Source organism: Streptomyces sp. NPDC089915, assembly GCF_040684675.1.
Lineage (GTDB): Bacteria > Actinomycetota > Actinomycetes > Streptomycetales > Streptomycetaceae > Streptomyces.
In genome coordinates this window covers 1-18,103 of the sequence record NZ_JBFBGN010000132.1, presented here as the reverse complement: position 1 = coordinate 18,103, position 18,103 = coordinate 1, and the positions used below count along the sequence as shown (strand labels likewise).

Here is an 18,103-nt window from a genome sequence, read left to right as displayed (position 1 = left end):
GGCGGGGCTGGAATGTGCTGCGCACATCCAGCCCCGCCGGCGTTTGAGGCGGAAACGCGGGTACCGCCGGAGGTTAGAGGTACGGGCCCGAGCGGATCGCTCCGTGGGGGCCGTCTTCGTCATCGTCGTCGTGGGATCCGCCCGGGGGCAACGCGCGGCGCATCTGCTCCAGTTGGGCGCGGGCCGCCATCTGCTGGGCGAACAGGGCCGTCTGGATGCCGTGGAAGAGGCCTTCCAGCCACCCCACCAACTGGGCCTGGGCGATCCGCAGTTCGGCCTCGGACGGAATGGCTTCCTCCGTGAACGGAAGGGAGAGGCGCTCCAGTTCCTCGACCAGCTCGGGGGCCAGGCCGTCTTCCAGTTCCTTCACCGACGCCGCGTGGATGTCCTTGAGACGGACCCGGCTGGCCTCGTCCAGAGGTGCGGCGCGGACCTCTTCCAGAAGTTGCTTGATCATGCTGCCGATCCGCATGACCTTGGCGGGCTGTTCGACCATCTCCGTCACCGGGACCTCGCGCGACTCGTCATCGGCGCCGCCGACCGCCTTCCCGTCCTGTCCCACGATCAGGACGTGCGGGGGACTGTCCTGCGACCGTTCACTCCTCGGCATCTCCATGCCGTCATTCTCTCGCACACCTTCGTTCTCACACGGTGTGCCCCCGCACGGGCGTGATCCACCCTGTGCGGGGGCGGCAACGTCATCCGGTCGCCCGGCGGGCCAGGGCTCCGCTCGACCTCGTGACCACCGCGGCCAGTACCGCCGCGCCCAGGGGGACGAGGACCAGGAGGCCCGCCAGGGTCTCCCAGGGGATGGCGATCGGGACGTAGAGCGGCTCGTCCGGGGTGGAGTAGCCCATCTCGACCGCCCGCTCCAGCAGGCCGCGCTGCTCGCGCTCCTGCGTGAGGCGCAGGCCGACAGCCGGCAGGATGCCCGCCGCCGAGCCGAGGACGACGCCCATCAGGGCGACCACCCCGCACTGGAAGCCGCTGAGCGTGCGCCGGACGCGCGGGGCCGCGCCGACCGCCGCGAGGGTCTTCAGGTCGGCCTCGGAGTCCGCCTGGGCCAGGCCGGTCGCGATGCCGGCCGCGCCGATGGTGACCAGTCCGGCGAAGACGGCCAGGGCCAGCACGCCGATGGTGGTGTCGCTCTGGTAGCCGCGTTCGACGGTGACGCGGACGTCGGCGCCGGTCCGGTCGATCTCCCCGTCCAGCCGCTGGCGCTGTTCGGTGGTGGCGGCCGTCTCCAGGCTGAAGAACGAGCCGATCGGGGCCGTGGCGATGCCCGCGGCCTTCGCGGCGGAGGGCGGCAGGACGACTCCCACGCCCCAGGACTCGGTGCCCTCGGGTGCCTGGTGGACGGTGAGGACCTTGTCCTGGCCGGGCAGTTCGGCGTGGGTCGACTCGGCCTTCTGCGCCGCGACCGGGTCGGTGACCAGCCGGAGGGTGATCTTCCCGTCCTTCACGGCGAGTCGGTCGAAGGCGACGGGCTGTCCCGCCTTCAGGGCGGCCACCGAGCCCGGGTCCGTGACGGCCAGGACCCGGAGCAGCTTCTCGTCCGCGACGATCGTCTTGAACGAGACGCCCATGCGGCGCGGCATCGCGCAGCGCGGGTCCTGGCGCAGCCTCTTCGCCTCCTCCTTCGGGAAGTCGGCGGGGCCGTGCTCGGACTCGAAGAGCGGGCAGCGCTGTTCCTTCGGGACGATGAGCTCGACCCGTCCGCAGCCCGGGGAGGTCGCGTAGGGCTCGCAGTTGGGGTTGCCGACCGAGAGGCGTTCCACGTCGGCCCGAACCGCCACGGGCAGGTTCCGGCTGAGGGTCTCGCGGGCCGCCGGGACCTCCTTGTGGGCGCTGTTCTCGTTGGCGCTGAGCAGGCCGGTCCCGGCCGGGAGTTCGGCGACGTACTCGTGGCGGGCCTGCACGTCGCGGCTGTGCTGGTACGTGGAGACGGCCACGGTCCCGGCGACGGCGGCCAGTACGGCGGCCACGGCCGGGGCCGTGCGCCCCCGGTTGCGGACGGCGTCGCGCAGCGCGAGCCGGGGCGACAGGGGCAGCCACCGGCCCAGCCGTCCGAACAGGCCGACGAGGACCGGGGTGAGGGCGACGACGCCCAGCTCGGCGAGGGCGCTGCCGCCCATGACGACGGTGGGGCTGACCCGGTAGCGGGTCCCGTAGAGGGCCAGCGCGGCGCCGCCGGCGATGGCGAGCAGCCCGATCAGGGGCAGGATCCGGTTGGCGCGCCGGATGCCCCGGCGGCCGGTGAGGGAGGCCAGGACGGTCTGCCGGGAGGCGGTGACGGCCGGGACGAGCGCGGCCAGCAGGCCGGTCAGCACGGCGAGCAGGCCGATGCCGAGGAGTTCCAGGGGACGGAAGTCGAGGGCGCCGAAGCGGCTGCCGATCTTCTCCTCCAGGAACGGCCGCAGTCCGAGGGTGAGTCCCACGCCGATCGCGCAGCCGGTGACGGCGGCCACGGCGCCGATGACCAGGCCGCCCGAGAGGACGATGGCCCGGATGTGCCGCCGGTCTCCGCCGTTGGCGCCGACCAGCCCCAGCTGGCGGCGCGAGCGGCGGGCGCCGACCGCGAAGGCGGGCCCGGCGAGCAGGCAGACCTCCAGCAGGGCCAGGCCCACGACGGTGGCCACGACGGCCTTCTCGGTGATCCGGCCGCCGTCCAGGCCCGACCGGTCGAAGCGCTGGGCGGGCTCCTGGGTGTAGAGCGGGACCGCCGCGTCGGCCGGCGGGTGCTCGGCGACGGCGCGGGAGCGGACGAGCCCGCCCTTGGCGTTGGCCTCCTTGACCATGTTCCACGTGAAACCATCGCCGCCGACCTTCACGAGGAAGTTGTCGGTGACGTTCAGTCCGGGCGCCCCGGTGGCGGTGAGGGCCCGGTCGAGCGGCAGGAGCAGGGTGCCGGGCAGCGCCATCAGCTCGTCGCGGGCCAGCTCGGAGGGCCGCTCGTAGGAGCCCACGATCCGGTAGGGGGCCGTGGCGCCGCGCGGGGTCACCGAGGAGCCCACGTACAGCCCGGAGTGCTCCAGGAAGGCGGCGGTGGCGACGACCTCGCCGGGCCCCTGGGGCAGGCGGCCGCGCAGGGGGGTGAACAGGCCCCGGGTGAGGGGGTGGTGGACGTCCAGCTCGCGCAGCTGGGTGTCGAGCAGGCCGTGCCGGGTGTGCACCTTGATGCCGGCGTGGCTGTCCTGGACGGCTTCGGCGCCCGCGGGGACCGCAGCCTTGAGCGCGCCGTCCTTCTTGTCCGGGTCGGGCCGGTACTTCTCGAACCCGCCGACGGGCGCGTAGCGCTCCCCGTCGGGGCTCTGGAGGAGCGGGCCGTCCAGGCCGGTCCATTCGATCACGGCGTCGGCCGCGCCGATCCGGCGGGACAGGTTCTGCCCGGGGGTGAGTTCGGCGCTGCGCAGGGTGAGGTCGACGGCGCTGACCCCGACGACCGGCAGCGCGATCATCGCGAGGACCATGGCGCTGCGTCCCTTGGCGCGCCAGGCGTCGCGGCGGGCGATGCGCAGGGCCGCGACCCAGGAGTGGTACCAGGAGGCGAGCGGGGAGGTCACAGGCCGGCCGCCCGCCCGGAGAGCAGCGAGTCGGCCTGGCTGCGCAGGGTCTCGTCGACGACGCTGCCGTCGCGCAGGAACACGACCCGGTCCGCCCAGGCGGCGAAGCGGGGTTCGTGCGTGACCAGGACCCCGGCCGCGCCGGCGTCGCAGCGCAGGCGCAGCAGCGCGAGGACGGACTCGCCGGTCTCGGAGTCGAGGGCGCCGGTGGGTTCGTCGGCCAGGACCAGGCGGCGCTCGCCGACCAGGGCGCGGGCGATGGCCACGCGCTGCTGCTGGCCGCCGGACATCTCGTCGGGGAAGCGGTCGGCGAGGGAGCGCAGACCGATCTCCTCCAGGGCGGCGAGGGCGGCGGTGCGGGCCCGGCGGGCGGAGGTCCCGTCGAGTTCGAGCGGGAGGGCCACGTTCTCGGCGGCGGTGAGGGCCGGTATGAGGTTGTAGTCCTGGAAGACGTAGCCGATGCTGCGGCGGCGCAGCGCGGCCAGCTTGCGGCGGCCGGCGGTGGTGATGTCGACGCCCTCGACGAGGACCCGGCCGCCGCTGGGGGTGTCGAGCCCGCCCGCGAGGGTGAGGAGGGTGGACTTGCCGGAGCCGGAGGGGCCCATCACGGCGACGAGCTCGCCGGGGTGGACGGCGAGGTTGATGCCGCGCAGGGCGTGCACCTCGGTGGCCCCGCTGCCGTGGGTGCGGACCAGGTTCTCCAGCCGCAGGACGGGCTCGGAGGGAGCGGCGGGCGCGGCGGGCCAGGAGGCGCCGCCCGGGTACGGCGGGTGGGAGCTGTGCTGCTGGTCGGGCATGAAGGGTCCCCCTTGGAAGGGTCGTTCAGCCCCGCCGCGTACGGGCGGCGGTGCCGGTGGTGCCGGTGGTCGGGCCGGTGGCGGCGGGCCGGGGAGGCGTGGGCCCGTCGGCCGCGGGCGCGGCGGGGGCCGTACCGGCCGTACCGGCCGTGGCGCCCGTGTCGGCCACGGCGCCCGTGTCGGCCGCGGCGAGCGCGGCCAGCCGGACGAGCCGGGCCTCCGAGTGGTCGAGCCAGCGGGCCTCGGCCTCGGTCTGGAAGATCAGCTGCTCCAGGACCAGCAGCCAGGCCACGTCGTCGCGCTCCCGTGCCTGCCCGCTCTCGATGGCGGCCAGGGCCCGGGCCTTGAGCCGGGTGTAGTCCTGCATCGCCTTGAGCGTGGCGTGCCGCTGGGACTGGATGACGGCGCGGATGTCCACGCCGGGGGCGCCGACGGCCATGGCGAGCTTGATGGCCAGCTCGTCGCGGGGCGGGTTGGTGCGGTCGACCGGGCGCTCGTACCAGGCGTGCAGCTCGGCGCGCCCGGGGTCGGTGATGGCGTAGAGGGTGTGTCCGGCGGCGTCCTCGCCGTCGGGTGCGACGAGTCCGTCGCGCTCCAGCCGGGCCAGGGTGGTGTACACCTGCCCGACGTTGAGGGGCCAGGTGGAGCCGGTGCGGGATTCGAATTCGGTGCGCAGCTGGGAGCCGTAACGGGGGCCCCGTTCCAGCAGCGCCAGCAGGCCGTGGCGGATCGACATACTCAGTATGTATACACGGGCATACTCGGTATGTATACCGAGTATGCCCGTGTCGGACGGCCTCCGGCCGCTCCGGGGCGGGGTCCGCCGGCCCCTACCGGCCCCGGCGCAGCCGGACGCCCATGTACCCCAGCCCCAGGCCCATCAGGGCCAGTCCGGTGCCCAGCGGGAGCAGGTGCGCGGCCAGGTCGGCGACCCGGTCGTTCGGCTCGGTGCCCAGCGCGGAGACGGGCGCGGCGCGGCTCGGCGAGGGGCTCGGCGGGGCGGCGGGCCGCCGGCGGTCGGGGGGCTCCTGGTGCGGGGCCGGCCGGACCGGGTGCAGGGGCCGGGAGACGTCGGTGACCTCGGGGTCGGCCGGAGCGTCGGCGGGCCGCCCCGGGTGCTCCCGCCCGACCCCTCCGGCGCTCCCGGCGAGCTCCTCGTACGCCTCTTCCGGTACGGACGCCTCCGCCTCGGTGTCGGCGCGCACCGCCGCGACGGGGGTGCGGGCGGAGGTCGCGCTCGCGGGCGCGGTGATCAGCAGCGCGGCGGCCGCCAGCGCGGCTCCGGCCGTCCGGCAGGGGAGGCGGCGGAGGCTGGGGAGGCTGGAGGGGCGGCGGAGGCGGGGGAGGTGGAGGCATGTGATCACGGGGGTGCCCCTCCCGTTCCGAGCGGCCGGGACGCCGGAGGCCCGGGCGTCGCACTCAGATTGGCACAGGGGGGCAAAACGGGCATCCCGGGACACCCGTCAGGGTGCCCCGGGATGCCCGGGCGTCAGGACGCCGTCCGCTACGACGGATTGCCGGTCGAGACGATCAGCGTGAACTCCGTGTTGTCCTTGGGCACGTCGTCACCGGACGCGGGCAGCTGCTCCAGCACCGTGTCCTGGCCGTAGACGGTCTCGTCCCGCTCCGTGATCTTGTAGCGCCAGCCGGCCGCCTGGAGGCACTGCTTGACCGACAGGACGTTCTTGTACCGGAAGTCCGGGGCCATGACCTTCGTCGAGTCCTTGTAGGACTTCGTCGGGCTCTTGCACTTGTCCACGTCGATCGTGCGCGAGGTGTCCGGACCCTTGTGCCCGGCCTTCGCCGAGGCGGACGCGGACGACGAGGCCGCGGGGCCCGCCTGGTCGCCCTTGTCCTTGTTGTCGTCCATGTTCAGCACCGCGATGAGCCCGCCGATGGCCAGCAGGGCCACCGCGATCGCGCCGACCACCACGGGGGTGTTCTTCTTCCCGCCGCCCGAGGACGCCGAAGGCGTCGGCGCGTGGCTCGGCGAGATGGTGAACGGCGGCGGGGTCTGGGCCTGCGGGGCGTACTGCTGCTGCGGGGCCTGCGCCGTGTGCGGGTACGCGTACGCGCCGGCCTGCTGGTGCGTCGGGGCCGGCTGCGCGTACGGGGACGGCGCCGGGGTCTGCGGGGCCTGGTACGGCTGGTGCAGCGCCTGCGGCGGCGGGGCCTGGAAGCCCGCGTCCACCGGCGGGAACACGGTCGAGCCCACCCCCGCGCCGCTGCCGCCCGTGGCGGCGCCCGGGACGATGGCCGGGGCGCCGGTCTGGCCGGCCTGGGCGATCCGCAGGATCTCGTCCCGCATCGCCGCGGCCGTCGGGAAACGCTCGTTCGGGTTCTTCTTCAGCGCCCGAGCCACCAGCGCGTCCATCGCCGGGGTGATGGACCGGTTGATGGAGGAGGGGGCCACCGGCTCCTCCTGGACGTGCGCGTACGCGATCGCCAGCGGGGAGTCGGCCTCGAAGGGGATGCGGCCCGTCAGCAGCTGGAAGAGCATGATGCCGACCGAGTACAGGTCGGAGCGGGCGTCCACGCCGCGCCCCAGCGCCTGCTCCGGCGACAGGTACTGCGGGGTGCCGACGACCATGCCGGTCTGCGTCATCGAGGTGACCCCCGACTGCATGGCCCGGGCGATGCCGAAGTCCATGACCTTGACCACGCCGCGCTTGGTCATCATCACGTTGCCGGGCTTGATGTCGCGGTGGACCAGGCCCATCTCGTGGCTGGTCTCCAGCGCGGCCAGCACGTCGGCCGTCACCTTCAGCGCCTTGTCCGCCGGCATGGCCCCGTACTGGCGCACGTCCCCGTCGAGCACCGAGCCGAGCGGCTGGCCCTCCACGTACTCCATGACGATGTACGGCATGACCGCTTCGTCCCCGCCGCCGGAGCCGAAGGTGACGGTCCCCTCACCCGTGTCGAAGACCGAGACGATGTTGGTGTGCGACAGTTTCGCAACAGCCTGCGCCTCACGCCGGAAGCGCTCGCGGAAGGACGCCTCGCGGCCCAGCTCGCTGTGCAGCGTCTTGATGGCGACCTGGCGGTCGAGCGCGGAGTCGTACGCGAGGTAGACCGAGGCCATGCCCCCCTCGCCCAGCAAATCCCTTAGCTGGTAACGGCCACCGGCCAGGGAGCCGCCTGCGTACCGGCCCTGTGTTCCGTCCTGGCTCATGACTGTTGCTTCCCCTCGGGCTGTGTTGCTCCGCGTCTGGCTGAGCGCATGTCGCGCCCAGTCTGCCGGAGGGCAAGCACACGTCAAGCCGGTGCCCGCTGCGTGACCACGGGCCTACGGGGTGTCCGTAGCCGAACGGTGACGGGTTCCGAGGCTGTAGCGTTCACCGGAGCACCCGAAGAGGCCCACCGCTAGAGCGGACTAGAGAGACGACGGCGAGGACTGATGGCACCCGAACCCGAGGGAACCGGCGCCGGGATGGGCGACGGTCCTGAGCACTGGGGCGCGGGCGGCCTCGTGGGGGACGGCCGCTACCGGCTGACCCACCGCCTGGGCCGCGGCGGCATGGCCGAGGTCTTCGCGGCCGAGGACGTCCGGCTCGGCCGCACCGTGGCCGTGAAGCTGCTGCGCCCCGACCTGGCCGAGGACCCGGTGTCCAAGGCCCGCTTCACGCGCGAGGCCCAGTCGGTCGCCGGCCTCAACCACCACGCCGTGGTCGCCGTGTACGACTCCGGCGAGGACCGGGTCGGCCCGAACGTGGTCCCGTACATCGTGATGGAGCTGGTCGAGGGCCGCACCATCCGCGACCTCCTGATCAGCGCCGAGGCCCCCGGGCCCGAGCAGGCGCTCATCATCGTGTCGGGCGTGCTGGAGGCGCTGGCCTACTCGCACCAGCACGGCATCGTGCACCGCGACATCAAGCCCGCGAACGTCATCATCACCCACACCGGCGCGGTGAAGGTGATGGACTTCGGCATCGCCCGCGCCCTGCACGGCGCGCAGTCCACGATGACCCAGACCGGCATGGTCATGGGCACCCCGCAGTACCTCTCGCCGGAGCAGGCCCTCGGCAAGGCCGTGGACCACCGCTCCGACCTGTACGCGACCGGCTGCCTGCTCTACGAACTGCTGGCGCTGCGGCCTCCCTTCACCGGTGAGACCCCGCTGTCGGTGGTCTACCAGCACGTGCAGGACGCCCCCGTCCCGCCCTCGCAGCTGCCCGAGGGACACCACATCCCGCAGGAGCTCGACGGCCTCGTCATGCGGTCGCTCGCCAAGGACCCGGACGACCGGTTCCAGAGCGCCGAGGAGATGCGCGGGCTCGTCCAGTACGCGCTCCAGATGCTCCAGGACCAGGGCCCGAACACCGGCACCTGGAACACCGGCCCGGTCATGATGGCGCTCCCGCACGGCCAGCCGGGCGGCGGGCAGACCTCGATGATGCCCGCGGGCGGCAACGGCGGTCCCCGCCCCTACCCCTCGCACGCCACGACCTCGCAGTTCCAGCAGCCGATGGTGCCCCCGCTGAACCCGGACGACGGCACCGCCTTCCCCGGCGGCCACGGCCACGGCCACGCCGGGGGCCCCGGCGGCCACGGCGGGTACGACGGCTATGACGGGTACGACGGCTACGACAACCGCTCCGGCGGCGGGAAGTGGAAGGTCTGGCTCTTCGCGCTGCTCGCGGTGCTGGCCATCGCCGGCGGTGTCGCGTACGCGGTCAAGACCGGCAACTTCACCGGTGGCAGCGGCAACAAGCCGAAGACCAGCGTGAGCAGCCCGGGCACCTCGCAGAGCAGCCCGGGAGCGCAGGACACCCCCTCGACCGCGCAGAGCCCCGAGACGGGCCGCTCGCACGACGAGGACACCTTCACGCCCGCCCCGAGCCGCAGCAAGTACACCCCGAGCACCACCCCGACGGCCTCCTCGGGCTCCTCCGCTCCGGAGACGAAGAACCCGACCACCCCGCCGAAGCCGCCGACCACCCCGGTGGAGCCGCCGACCAAGAACCCGACCCCGCCCAGCGGGGGCGGCGGCAGCCCGGCCGGCGCCGAGGGCGCGAACTAGCGGTACGCACGGCGGAGGCCCGGCGGAATTCCCATTCCGCCGGGCCTCTTTCGCTCTCCGCCCGCGCTTTCCCCGCGTCAGAGCGCGTGCTGGTAGTGCCGGTCGGGGGATTCGGCATTCACCGCCCCGAGGGAGTGCACGGTGACGAGCTGGGGTTCGATGCGCATGTAGACGGGGTCGAACACCTCCCCGTCCACGAAATGCGGCCCCGGACCGAATAGTTCCAGTTCCGCGGTGGTGGGTTCGGCGAGCTGCGCCGTGCCCGTGACCTGCACGGACCAGAGCCGGGACGCGCCTGAATTGAAGTTGTCGGCCCCGTAGGAGACCACGCTTCCGTTGCAGGCGTGGTGATAGCCGAAACCGGCGTGCATTCTCAGGACGACCCTGCCGCCCACCACGATGTGGCGGGCGACGGCGAGGAAGGGGAGCGCGCGCATGCTGGTGGCGACCCGGCCGTACGGGACCCGGCGCAGCAGCTCCACGGCCTGTGTTTCCTCCGGTGACATGAGACCACTCTCGGCCCCCGGAGGGGGGCCGGGACAGAGGATCCCGCCCCGATCATCGAGGACGTTGGTCCCGAATTGAACCGTGTGCGTCGGGGCACCGCGCGGCCACGGGCCGTCATCGGCTGGAAGCCCGCTCGAACCGGGGTCCGAGCCCGGTCGCCCCGGACTCGGTACCCACTCGAACGGACTTGCGCCCCGCTCGACGCGGGGCGGAGCGCCTCGGGGACCCCCTCGGCGCCGGCTGGAGCGCGGCTAGCGCTTCTCCGCCTGGAGGCGGGCCACGTACGCGGCGGCCTGCGAGCGGCGCTCCATGCCCAGCTTCGACAGCAGGCTGGAGACGTAGTTCTTGATGGTCTTCTCGGCCAGGTGCAGCCGCTCGCCGATGACCCGGTTCGTCAGGCCCTCGCCGATCAGGTCGAGGATCTTGCGCTCCTGCTCGGTGAGGTTCGCGAGGCGGTCGTCACCCTTGCCGTTCTTGCCGTCGCGCAGCCGTTCCAGCACCCGCGCGGTCGCCACCGGGTCCAGCAGGGACTTGCCGGCCGCCACGTCGCGCACCGCGCTGAGCAGCTCGTTTCCGCGGATCGCCTTGAGGACGTAGCCCGAGGCGCCCGCCATGATGGCGTCGAACAGGGCCTCGTCGTCGGCGAACGAGGTGAGCATCAGGCACTTGATGTCCTCGTCCTGGGAGCGGACCTCGCGGCACACCTCGACACCGCTGCCGTCCGGCAGGCGCACGTCGAGTACGGCCACGTCGGGACGGGTCGCCGGGATGCGGACCAGGGCGTCCGCGGCGGTACCGGCCTCGCCGACGATCTCGATGTCCTCTTCGACCGACAAAAGCTCATGAACGCCCCGACGTACTACTTCGTGGTCGTCCAGGAGAAATACCTTGATTTTTCCGTTTTCGCGCACAAGCTCATCTTCACACACTCACCTCTTCCCTGCCGGAGTTACCCGGGATAACGTGCCGTTGTTCCGGCCCCCTGCAAGGCTGTGACCAGTGGTTGTTCCCGCTGCGCTCGATTTACTTGGATATCCAAGCAAAATCGCAGGTCAAACGGGGTTTCGCAGTTATGCGTCGCACTGGGTAACGTGCTGTGCGCAGGGCACTCGCCGGGGCACCTGTCACGCCTGAATCCGAAACGCGCCGTGCACCCACCCCGTGTACGGGTACGGATACAGGTGAGCCGCACTGGTCCCCGGAGAACCCGGGTGCCGGACCGACGGAGGAGCACACGTGACCGTGGAGAGCACTGCCGCGCGCAAGCCGCGACGCAGCAGCGGCACCAAGCGGGCGGCAGGCGCGGCGAGCGCCCGCAAGACCGCCGCTGCCACCGCACAGCCGCACGACGCCGAGCCTCAGCTCGTACAACTGCTGACGCCCGAGGGTGAACGGGTCGAGATCGAGGGCAACCCCGACCTCGCGGAGTTCGCGGCCTTCGCCGCGGACATCACCACCGAGGACCTGCGCGGTCTCTACCGCGACATGGTCCTGACCCGCCGCTTCGACGGTGAGGCGACCGCGCTCCAGCGCCAGGGCGAGCTGGGCCTGTGGGCCTCGCTGCTCGGCCAGGAGGCGGCCCAGATCGGTTCCGGCCGGGCACTCCGCGACGACGACTACGTCTTCCCGACCTACCGCGAGCACGGCGTGGCCTGGTGCCGCGGCGTGGACCCGACGAACCTGCTCGGCATGTTCCGCGGCGTGAACCACGGCGGCTGGGACCCGACCACCAACAACTTCCACCTCTACACGATCGTCATCGGCTCGCAGACGCTGCACGCGACCGGTTACGCGATGGGCGTGGCCAAGGACGGCGCCGACTCCGCCGTCATCGCCTACTTCGGCGACGGCGCGTCCAGCCAGGGCGACGTGATGGAGGCCTTCAACTTCTCCGCCGTCTACAACTCCCCCGTGGTGTTCTTCTGCCAGAACAACCAGTGGGCGATCTCCGAGCCGACCGAGCGCCAGATGCGCGTGCCGCTCTACCAGCGCGCCCAGGGCTTCGGCTTCCCGGGCATCCGCGTCGACGGCAACGACGTCCTGGCCTGCCTCGCGGTCACCCGCTGGGCGCTGGACCGCGCCCGCCGCGGCGAGGGCCCGGCCCTGATCGAGGCGTTCACGTACCGCATGGGCGCCCACACCACCTCCGACGACCCGACGAAGTACCGCGCGGACGAGGAGACGGCCGCCTGGGAGGCGAAGGACCCGATCCTGCGCCTGAAGGCCCACCTGCTGGCCTCCGGCGGCGCCGACGAGGCCTTCTTCGAGGAGCTGGAGGCGGAGAGCGAGACCCTCGGCAAGCGGGTCCGCGAGGTCGTGCGCTCCATGCCCGACCCCGACACCATGGCGATCTTCGAGAACGTCTACGCGGACGGGCACGCGCTCGTCGACGAGGAGCGCGCCCAGTTCGCCGCCTACCTCGCTTCCTTCGAGGCCGAGGAGAGCCACTGATGGCCATCGAGAAGATGTCGATCGCGAAGGCGCTCAACGAGTCCCTGCGCAAGGCCATGGAGATGGACCCCAAGGTCCTGATCATGGGCGAGGACGTCGGCAAGCTGGGCGGTGTCTTCCGCATCACCGACGGGCTCCAGAAGGACTTCGGCGAGGAGCGGGTCATCGACACCCCGCTCGCCGAGTCGGGCATCGTCGGCACCGCCATCGGCCTGGCCCTGCGCGGCTACCGGCCGGTCGTGGAGATCCAGTTCGACGGGTTCGTCTTCCCCGCGTACGACCAGATCGTCACGCAGCTCGCGAAGATGCACGCGCGCGCCCTCGGCAAGATCAAGCTGCCGGTCGTCATCCGCATCCCGTACGGCGGTGCGATCGGCGCGGTCGAGCACCACAGCGAGTCCCCCGAGACGCTCTTCGCGCACGTCCCGGGCCTCAAGGTGGTCTCCCCGGCCAACCCGAGCGACGCCTACTGGATGCTCCAGCAGGCGATCCTCAGCGACGACCCGGTGATCTTCTTCGAGCCGAAGCGCCGCTACTGGGACAAGGGCGAGGTCGACGTCGAGGCCATCCCCGGCGAGCTGCACAAGGCGCGGGTGCTCCGCGAGGGCGCCGACCTCACCCTGGCCGCGTACGGCCCGATGGTGAAGGTCTGCCTGGAGGCGGCCGCCGCGGCCGCCGAGGAGGGCAAGTCGGTCGAGGTCCTGGACCTGCGCTCGATGTCCCCGATCGACTTCGACGGGATCCAGGCGTCGGTGGAGAAGACCCGCCGGCTGGTCGTGGTCCACGAGGCCCCGGTCTTCCTGGGCACCGGCTCCGAGATCGCCGCCCGCATCACGGAGCGGTGCTTCTACCACCTGGAGGCCCCGGTGCTGCGCGTCGGCGGCTTCCACGCCCCGTATCCGCCGGCCCGCCTGGAGGACGAGTACCTGCCGGGCCTGGACCGGGTGCTCGACGCCGTCGACCGCTCGCTGGCGTTCTGAGGAGACCCGCGTCATGACGATCCGCGAATTCAAGATGCCCGACGTGGGCGAGGGCCTGACCGAGGCCGAGATCCTCAAGTGGTACGTCCAGCCGGGTGACACGGTCACCGACGGGCAGGTCGTCTGCGAGGTCGAGACCGCGAAGGCGGCCGTGGAGCTGCCGATCCCCTTCGACGGAGTGGTGCACGCGCTGCTCTTCGAGGAGGGCGTGACGGTCGACGTCGGCCAGGTCATCATCTCCGTGCAGACGGGCGGTGCCGACGCCCCTGAGGCCCCGGCCGCCGCCGTCCCGGCCGCCGCTCCCGCCCCGGCCGCCGCCGAGGCGGCCGAGGAGGCCGCGCCCGAGGGCCGCCAGCCCGTGCTCGTGGGCTACGGGGTCTCCCAGTCCTCCTCCAAGCGCCGCCCGCGCAAGGCGGTGGCCGGAGCCCCGGCGTCCGCCGTCGCGGCACCGACGGCCCCGGCCCCCGCGCCCGTCGTACCGGCGCCCGCCGCGCCCGCTCCGGCGGAGCGCAACGGCACCGCGTACGCGAACGGCAACGGCGTGGCCGGCGAGCGGCCGCTCGCCAAGCCGCCCGTGCGCAAGCTCGCCAAGGACCTCGGCATCGACCTGGCCTCGGTGGTCCCCACCGGTGACGGCGGTGTCGTGACCCGCGAGGACGTGCACGCCGCCGCCGCGGCCGCGCTCGCCCCGCAGGCCCCGGCGCCCGCCGCCCCGGCGGCTCCGGTCCCGGCCGCCGCCCCCGCGCCCGTCCAGGCCCCGGCCGAGCCGGTCCCGGCCGTCGCCGCGGCACCGGGCGCGCGGGAGACCCGTATCCCGGTCAAGGGCGTCCGCAAGGTCACCGCCCAGGCCATGGTCGGCTCCGCCTTCACCGCGCCGCACGTCACCGAGTTCATCACGCTCGACGTGACCCGGACGATGAAGCTGGTCCAGGAGCTCAAGGACGACCCGGACCTCGCGGGGCTCCGGATCAACCCGCTGCTCCTGATCGCCAAGGCGGTCCTCGTCGCCATCCGCCGCAACCCGGACGTCAACGCGTCCTGGGACGAGGCGGCCCAGGAGATCGTGCTCAAGCACTACGTCAACCTGGGCATCGCGGCGGCCACCCCGCGCGGCCTGATCGTCCCGAACATCAAGGACGCCCACGCCAAGACCCTGGCGGAGCTGTCCACCTCGCTGTCGGACCTGGTGGCCACGGCCCGTGAGGGCAAGACCTCCCCGGCCGACATGCAGAACGGCACCGTCACCATCACCAACGTCGGCGTCTTCGGCGTCGACACCGGTACGCCCATCCTGAACCCCGGCGAGTCCGCGATCCTCGCGGTCGGCGCGATCAAGCTCCAGCCGTGGGTCCACAAGGGCAAGGTCAAGCCGCGCCAGGTCACCACCCTGGCCCTGTCGTTCGACCACCGCCTGATCGACGGCGAGCTGGGCTCCAGGTTCCTCGCGGACATCGCGGCGGTCCTGGAGCACCCGCGCCGGCTGGTCACCTGGTCGTAGCCGACACCCCCGACGGCCGGTCCCCCTCCGGGAGGGGTCGGCCGTCGGCGTCTGGCGGCACGAAAACCGCTGGCCGGGCCACCGCCCCGGGGTGATCATCGGGCCGATGAGATTCCGTACCGCACTCGACGACCCCGCCGCCCTCGACCGCGCCCTGGCCTGGCCGGCCGAGGGCCCCGTCCCGCCGCTCCCCGCCGACCGCGTCCGCGAGGAGTTCGCCGCCCGTCGAATGCGCCCCGAGTGGACCTGGTTCGCCGAGGACGGGGACGGGCGGACGCTGGCCCGCGCCCTGTGGTGGGGCCGCGCCGACAGCGAGCGGCCGGTCGCCCTCGACTGCCTCCAGGTCCGCCCCTCCGTCGCGGACCCGGCCGCCCTGGCCGCCGCCCTGCTGGCGGCCGGCCACGCCGCCTTCGGGAAGCGCCCCGGCCACCACCTCTCCCTGCCCCGGGGCTGGCGCGAGGACCCCGCGGTCGCCGGGGCGGTCGCCTGGCGCCGCGAGGCCGCCTCCCGGGCCGGTCTGACCCGCGGGATCGAGCGGCTGCGCTACGAGTGGACCCCGGCCGCCGGGACCGCCGCGCCCACCGGCCGGCTCGTCTTCCGTGAGGGCACCGACGAGGAGTTCCTCGACGCCTTCGCCCGCCTCTCGCGCGGCAGCCTCGACCTGGCCACCCGGTACGAGCTGGAGGCGACGACCGAGGAGCGGCTGGCCCGCGAGGACCTCGCGTTCTACCGCGACTGCCCGGGCGAACGCTCCTGGTGGCGCCTCGCCCACCTGCCCGACGGCACCCTCGCCGGGATGGCGGTCCCCTCGGCGACCCCCTACCACCGCAACGTCGGCTACCTGGGCGTGGTGCCCGAACAGCGCGGCAAGGGGCTGATCGACGAGATCCTCGCCGAGATCACCCGCTTCCACGCGGCCGGGGGCGCCGACCGGATCACGGCCACCACCGACACGGTCAACCTCCCGATGGCCGCCGCCTTCGACCGGGCCGGCTACGAGGTCACCGGGATCCGCCTCGTCCTGGAGGCCCCGGCCGCCGTGTGAGGCGGTAGCCTCCCGGCCATGCCCATCGCCGAGTTGCAGGTGTATTCCGTGGAGGAGGCCGACGGGACCGGCGGGGTGTGCCTCGTGCGGTGCGTCGGCGGCACGGCCCGGGCCGGGCAGGTGTACGCGGCCGGGGAGTCGCGGGTCTGGCTGCGCGGGATAGAGCGGTACGGGGGCGAGGTGGGCTCCTTCGGCGCGGGCCACACCGCCCGGGTCCGCCTCGCGGGGGCGGTGGTCGCGCTGCTCAGCCGGGGCCAGGTGCTGACCTCCGTACCGCCCGACGGGCACGGCCTCGCGGAGCTGGAGGCCTGGCTGGCCACCGGTCCCCCGCTCGCGGACGAACCCCCGCCGCGCACCCTGCGCTCCCTGGCGGTCGGCGGGATGCAGGACGAGCGGCTGCCGGACGGGGTGCGGCTGCGCTGGGGCCGGGTGGCCCTGGCGGCGGCGTACCGGTGCGCGGCGGCGGAGGGGGCTCCCGATCTGGTGCGGGGGATCGAGCTGGCCTCCGTACGGGCCTACCTGCTCCGGGAGTTCGGGCCGGGGCCGGGAGGTGACCCGGCCGCCCTGGGCCGGGAGGCGCTCGCGCTGATCGACCTCACCCCGGCGGAGGCGGCCGCCCGGGCCCGGGACTGGCGCGCGCTGCCCCGGGAGCGGATCCTGCACCTGCGGCGGATCAGGAACCTGCTGCGCTGGGCGGGCGCGGCCCGGCCGTACCTGACTCCCGGCGACCCCCTCGCCGAGGCCCTGGAGACCTGGGCACGGGTCGGCAGACGGCTGCCCTGAGGCCCCTTCCGGCCGGCGCGGGCCGTGACGGCCCCTCAGTGGGCCCGGTAGGCGCGCAGGAAGGCGGTGGCGCCGCCCTGGACGACGCGGTCGGTCTGTGCCGGTGACAGGGGCAGCACCCCGTAGTGGGAGAGCTGCGCGACGGAGGTGGAGGTCAGCGCCGTGAAGTGGGCGGCCGCCAGTTCCGGGTCGCCGTGCAGGTCGAGCAGTCCGGCCCGCTCCAGGGCCGCCAGGGCGTCCGCGAGGGCTTCGGCGACCGGGCCGGGGCCCGCGGCCTTCCAGGCCGCCAGCACCTCGGGCGGCACGTGGTCGGCCTCGGCGTGGATGTGGCGCACGAGCGCGAAGTGGTCGGGGTGCTCCACCATCACGTCGATCAGCGCCCGGGCCAGGGCGGCCAGCTCCCGCTCCAGGTCCTGTGGCCGCGGCGGGCGGGCGGGGTCCAGCAGGGCCTTCACGGTGGCCACGTGGGCGTCGCGGACCTCGCCCGAGCTCCAGGTGACCACGGCCCGGAAGAGCTCCGACTTGCCCCCGGGGAAGTGGTTGTAGAGCGTCCGCGTGGAGACGCCGGCCGCGGCGGCGAGGGCGTCGACGGAGGCGCGCGCGTACCCCTCGTGGCCGAACACCGCGCAGGCGGCGCGGGCGAGGGCGATCCGCTTGGCCAGCTTCCGGGGCGGGAGCGGCGCGTCGTCCGTCCCCTCCCGTGCGAGGCCCGGGGCCTGACCGTCCATCACGCCTCCAGCGGCTCTCGACTCACCCTCTACGGCAGCCATTGTGCGCATTACAACGGTCGTTGTACTTTACCGGGAAGCCCGTTGAAACCGACCTTCTGGTCCGGTTCTGAAAACAGACCACGCGGTCTGGTTTTAAAAACGAACCACACGGTCTGTTTTCTTGAGGGAGGGACGCGCCACGATGCCGACCGCACCCACGGCCGAGGACTCCCCGGCGGCGTTAGCGGCTGCGCCCGGGCAGCTCGGGCGCATCCTCACCGTCGTGATCACCGGCGCCGTCATGTCGGTCCTCGACATGACCATCGTCAACGTGGCGCTCGGCAGGCTCTCCGAGTCCTTCGACGCCCCGCTGGAGACCATCCAGTGGACCGCCACCGCCTACACCCTGGCCCTGGCCGCCGTCATCCCCGCGTCGGCCTGGGCGATGGGCCGGCTCGGCGCCAAGCGCACCTACCTGACGGCCCTGTCCCTCTTCACCCTCGGCTCCCTGCTCGCCGCCTGCGCGTGGAGCGCCGGCAGCCTCATCGCCTTCCGCGCCGTCCAGGGGCTCGGCGGCGGACTGCTGATGCCGGTCGGCATGACGATGGTGATGCGGGCCGCCGACCGCGGCCGGCTCGGACGGGCGATGGCCCTCCCCGTGCTCCTGGAGCAGGGCGGCCAGCCGGACCGTCTCGTCGGCGGTCCAGCCGTCCCGCTCCAGCCAGTCCGTGGCGGAGATCCGGAAGAAC

General features: G+C 73.3%; 16 protein-coding genes. 7 read left to right on the top strand and 9 right to left on the bottom strand.

Translation table 11 applies throughout. The features are described 5' to 3' along the window. Positions 1–73: 73 nt before the first annotated feature. From AB0O29_RS28555 to AB0O29_RS28530, 6 genes are all read right to left on the bottom strand, one after another. Entirely contained in the window at positions 74–616 is a 543-nt protein-coding gene (locus AB0O29_RS28555; protein WP_365156925.1) for a bacterial proteasome activator family protein, read from the bottom strand. Positions 617–698: 82 nt separating this feature from the next. After that, positions 699–3,458 (bottom strand): ABC transporter permease, encoded by a 2,760-nt coding sequence (locus AB0O29_RS28550; RefSeq protein ID WP_365156928.1) that lies wholly within the window; start codon positions 3,456–3,458, stop codon positions 699–701. 101 nt (positions 3,459–3,559) lie between these two features. Then, complete coding sequence (locus AB0O29_RS28545) at positions 3,560–4,360, bottom strand: ABC transporter ATP-binding protein (protein WP_365156923.1); 801 nt, start codon at positions 4,358–4,360, stop codon at positions 3,560–3,562. Between the two features lie 25 nt (positions 4,361–4,385). After that, positions 4,386–5,096 (bottom strand): PadR family transcriptional regulator, encoded by a 711-nt coding sequence (locus AB0O29_RS28540; RefSeq protein ID WP_365156920.1) that lies wholly within the window; start codon positions 5,094–5,096, stop codon positions 4,386–4,388. A gap of 94 nt (positions 5,097–5,190) precedes the next feature. Continuing rightward, complete coding sequence (locus tag AB0O29_RS28535; protein ID WP_365156917.1) at positions 5,191–5,724, bottom strand: hypothetical protein; 534 nt, start codon at positions 5,722–5,724, stop codon at positions 5,191–5,193. A 140-nt stretch (positions 5,725–5,864) separates the two neighbouring features. Beyond that, a complete protein-coding gene (locus AB0O29_RS28530) occupies positions 5,865–7,532 on the bottom strand; it encodes a protein kinase (protein WP_365156914.1) in 1,668 nt (555 codons plus the stop codon). A 225-nt stretch (positions 7,533–7,757) separates the two neighbouring features. Here AB0O29_RS28530 and AB0O29_RS28525 point away from each other — a divergent pair, with 225 nt between their 5' ends. Continuing rightward, positions 7,758–9,380, top strand: coding sequence for a protein kinase (locus tag AB0O29_RS28525; RefSeq protein WP_365156911.1), 1,623 nt, complete (start codon positions 7,758–7,760; stop codon positions 9,378–9,380). 77 nt (positions 9,381–9,457) lie between these two features. Here AB0O29_RS28525 and AB0O29_RS28520 read toward each other — a convergent pair whose 3' ends face one another. Continuing rightward, positions 9,458–9,886 (bottom strand): pyridoxamine 5'-phosphate oxidase family protein, encoded by a 429-nt coding sequence (locus tag AB0O29_RS28520; protein ID WP_365156908.1) that lies wholly within the window; start codon positions 9,884–9,886, stop codon positions 9,458–9,460. 252 nt (positions 9,887–10,138) lie between these two features. Further along, complete coding sequence (locus tag AB0O29_RS28515; protein ID WP_045950154.1) at positions 10,139–10,798, bottom strand: response regulator transcription factor; 660 nt, start codon at positions 10,796–10,798, stop codon at positions 10,139–10,141. 325 nt (positions 10,799–11,123) lie between these two features. Between AB0O29_RS28515 and pdhA the strand changes: the two genes are divergently transcribed. The 5 genes from pdhA to AB0O29_RS28490 all read left to right on the top strand — a co-directional run bounded on the left by pdhA (position 11,124) and on the right by AB0O29_RS28490 (position 16,644). Further along, the gene (pdhA, locus tag AB0O29_RS28510) at positions 11,124–12,338 is read left to right on the top strand and encodes a pyruvate dehydrogenase (acetyl-transferring) E1 component subunit alpha (RefSeq protein ID WP_365156904.1); all 1,215 of its coding nucleotides are present in this window, start codon (positions 11,124–11,126) and stop codon (positions 12,336–12,338) included. Next, positions 12,338–13,318, top strand: a complete 981-nt coding sequence (locus AB0O29_RS28505) for an alpha-ketoacid dehydrogenase subunit beta (protein WP_365156901.1) — start codon at positions 12,338–12,340, stop codon at positions 13,316–13,318. The genes pdhA and AB0O29_RS28505 overlap by 1 nt, the downstream gene beginning before the upstream one ends. Positions 13,319–13,331: 13 nt before the next feature. Beyond that, a complete protein-coding gene (locus AB0O29_RS28500) occupies positions 13,332–14,816 on the top strand; it encodes a dihydrolipoamide acetyltransferase family protein (RefSeq protein WP_365156899.1) in 1,485 nt (494 codons plus the stop codon). A gap of 106 nt (positions 14,817–14,922) precedes the next feature. Further along, positions 14,923–15,861, top strand: coding sequence for a GNAT family protein (locus AB0O29_RS28495; protein WP_365156896.1), 939 nt, complete (start codon positions 14,923–14,925; stop codon positions 15,859–15,861). A gap of 18 nt (positions 15,862–15,879) precedes the next feature. Then, entirely contained in the window at positions 15,880–16,644 is a 765-nt protein-coding gene (locus tag AB0O29_RS28490) for a hypothetical protein (RefSeq protein WP_365156893.1), read from the top strand. Between the two features lie 35 nt (positions 16,645–16,679). On the opposite strand, the gene AB0O29_RS28485 is transcribed toward AB0O29_RS28490, so the two are convergent. Then, positions 16,680–17,372: a TetR/AcrR family transcriptional regulator gene (locus AB0O29_RS28485; RefSeq protein ID WP_365156890.1), complete on the bottom strand. Its 693-nt coding sequence runs from the start codon at positions 17,370–17,372 to the stop codon at positions 16,680–16,682. A gap of 184 nt (positions 17,373–17,556) precedes the next feature. Here AB0O29_RS28485 and AB0O29_RS28480 point away from each other — a divergent pair. Further along, positions 17,557–18,103: MFS transporter (locus AB0O29_RS28480; protein WP_365156887.1), on the top strand; the 547-nt coding region annotated here is incomplete at its 3' end.